Source organism: Haloferax sp. s1 (genome assembly GCF_058382125.1).
Window position 1 is genome coordinate 1 of record NZ_JBZRPK010000272.1, and the last position, 2,592, is coordinate 2,592.

The following is a 2,592-nucleotide window of genomic DNA, read 5'->3' on the forward strand; positions in this document are numbered from 1 at the left end:
GATACTCAGGAGGCCGTACTCGGTCAGCTCGATATTGACCGACGAGAGCGGATCGAGTTCCTCCTGAAATTCAGTCCGGACAGCGCCGCCGGTATGATGGATCTCGACTACGTCACCGTCGACAAGGACCAGGGATTCGAAGAGGTGGCACGGCTCGTCCGACGCCACGAGGCCCGAACGGGCCACTTCCCGACCGTCTTCGTTACCGATGGCGACGAGGTGTTAGGGGAGCTACCTGGACACACTCTGGCGTTGGCCGGGCACGGACCGACGGTCATCACCGAGTACCTTCGCCCCACTCCAACCGTCCGGTACGAACAGCCCGACACGGAAGTTGTCGAAGTATTTAGAACAAACCCGCAGAGCAAGATTGCCGTTCTCGACGAAGATGACAGTATTCTCGGAGTCATCTATGCGGACGTCCTCTTGCGGGCCATCGAGGAAAAGGCCGGCCAGACGCTCTATGAGTTCACTGGTGTCGACGAGCAGGTGTGCGTTCTCGATTGCGACATCGAGTAGGTTCGCCGGCGATACAAGTGGCTCAACATCAACCTCGGAACCGCCTTTCTCGCTGCGGCGACTGTCGGGCTATTCAAGGACACGATCGCGGCGTTGACGCTGCTGGCGATCTACATGCCGGTCGTCGCCGGGATGGGTGGGAACGCCGGCACGCAGTCGATGGCTGTGACGGTCCGCGGAATCGCGCTAGAGCAGATCTCGCTTCGAACAGGGAGGCGCGCCATCGGCAACGAGGTGCTTGCGGGGGGTGCAAACGGCGTAATCACCGGTAGTATCGTGGCCGTCATCGCCACCCTGTTTAACCAGAGTCCCTTGTTGGGGCTGGTCATCGGCATGGCAATGGTCTCGAATCTCGTCATTGCAGGATTCTTCGGCGCGCTCGTTCCACTCATTCTGGATCGGCTCGGGTACGATCCGGCAACGTCGGCGACTATCTTCATTACGACCGCAACTGACGTCCTCGGATTCTTCACATTCCTCGGACTGGCGCAGGTCGTACTCCTCTGAACTGACTCTTAGGGATACTAGTCCGTACCGGTGGTCTAGCACATCGCGAGCTGATTCGCTATCGATGTATCAGTCCCAGTAGCCGGCTTCGAACATCATCGGCGGAGTCGTACGTTTGGTTATCAGTTGGGGCAAGCACTTTTTCAAGGGATTCTGTACCGCCTTGTGTTTCGATCTCGTAGTCTCCGTAGGCCTCAACCAGTTCATCGGTCGTGGTCGGGTAGTTCTGGGTTTCGAGTGCATCATCGAGGTCACCAAGCCGCCCACCGGGGTCGCCGCTCATCGCTCTGTCTTCGTGGGCGCGGTCACGGACCTCCTCTCGCTTCCGCTCTGGCTGTTGCGGCTGTTCGTTGTCTTCGTCCTCGTCTTGGCCTCGTTTGTCGTCTGGTATCCCTACGAGTAGGCGCCCGATTCGGATAAATTGCTCTTTGAGGACGTTGCATTAGCACCTGAATGTAGGTAAACCTCGCCAACTGTCAATGCGGAGCTGAACCTGAGTCGGGGCCTAACTCTGCGTTTGACGGGTGAACTCGTGGAGCTTCTCTTCGATGAGTGTCGCGACGCGCTCGCTGTATTGCCAGAGTGCTGCGTTGAGTCGCTCTTCGGTCTCGTCGTCGAGGTCGTCTGCTCCACGAAGGACGGAGTCTTTGGTGATCTGTGGGTGGTACACACAGACGACGCCGAGTGAGGTGTCCGAACTCGAGGACCCCGCCGTGTGAATGCCGTACTGATCCGTTCCCCAGACACCATCGCCGCCCTCTCTCTCCATTTCGGAGTCGAGCGCATCGAGTAGTTGCACTTCTTCGGGGGAAAGGATGGGATCATCACCTTCGAACAGTTCAGTGTACGCTTCCATCCGGGCACTTTTCGTCCACTGGTCCAACTCGGAACGCGCCCGGAGTACGAGTTGTCGTTCGTCTGGAAACTCGGCCATGGTCCTAGAAAGAGTGCAAGACCAATGAGTGTTTGTGGCTACACGACTACCAGTTTCGTGTTCAGATGGCGCTGCAAGAACACCTCGAGATCTATGTCAATGTCGAGGCGATCAGAGAGTATCTGAAGCCACAAAAAGGGGATTTCTCTAATGGGTCCGAATTGTGTTCATCTAGCCCGAGAGCGGTGAGGCTGCCGACCTCGAAGATGAGTCGTAACCGGCGTCTCAATTCTTCGTTTGGATGGGCACACGAGAGGCTTTGTTAATCCCCAAAGGAGTGCGGGGGTAGGAAAGCATCCTCGAGTACGAACAATGGCAACGCTCCAAGCAGCGACGACATCGACCGGCGCAGTCGTAACGGATGCACAGGCAGTCCGCCAGCTCTGCGAAGCACATTGCTTCGGGACCCTGAATTGGGAGGTGGATGAAGAAGGAGAGCTCATCATCTGGGGATACGGCGCCTTCGAGGTCTACGAAGCCCGCGAAGACGGTCTTCCTGACTACGAAGGTGGTCTTGTGACGCACGAGTTCCTCCGAACACTCGCCGGCTATCTCGAGCCTAACGAAGAACTCGACATCCAGACAGCCGGGTTCACGAAATGTCGGTTCCCAGTCCTCGCAAAGCGGTACAT

3 protein-coding genes and 1 pseudogene are annotated in these 2,592 nt (G+C 57.4%); 2 read left to right on the top strand and 2 right to left on the bottom strand.

What is annotated here, in order from left to right; all coding sequences use genetic code 11:
- Positions 1-1,026, top strand: a pseudogene (locus QT222_RS02710) (magnesium transporter); the annotation flags it as partial.
- Positions 1,027-1,084: 58 nt separating this feature from the next.
- Here the strand turns inward: QT222_RS02710 and QT222_RS02715 are convergent.
- Both QT222_RS02715 and QT222_RS02720 read right to left on the bottom strand, forming a co-directional pair.
- Complete coding sequence (locus QT222_RS02715) at positions 1,085-1,417, bottom strand: DUF5789 family protein (RefSeq protein WP_004060470.1); 333 nt, start codon at positions 1,415-1,417, stop codon at positions 1,085-1,087.
- Between the two features lie 114 nt (positions 1,418-1,531).
- On the bottom strand, positions 1,532-1,960 hold the full coding sequence (locus QT222_RS02720) for a DUF7539 family protein (protein WP_004060471.1): 429 nt from the start codon (positions 1,958-1,960) through the stop codon (positions 1,532-1,534).
- Between the two features lie 312 nt (positions 1,961-2,272).
- Between QT222_RS02720 and QT222_RS02725 the strand changes: the two genes are divergently transcribed.
- Positions 2,273-2,592 (top strand): hypothetical protein (locus QT222_RS02725; protein WP_491476223.1); only part of this gene is annotated, 320 nt, incomplete at its 3' end.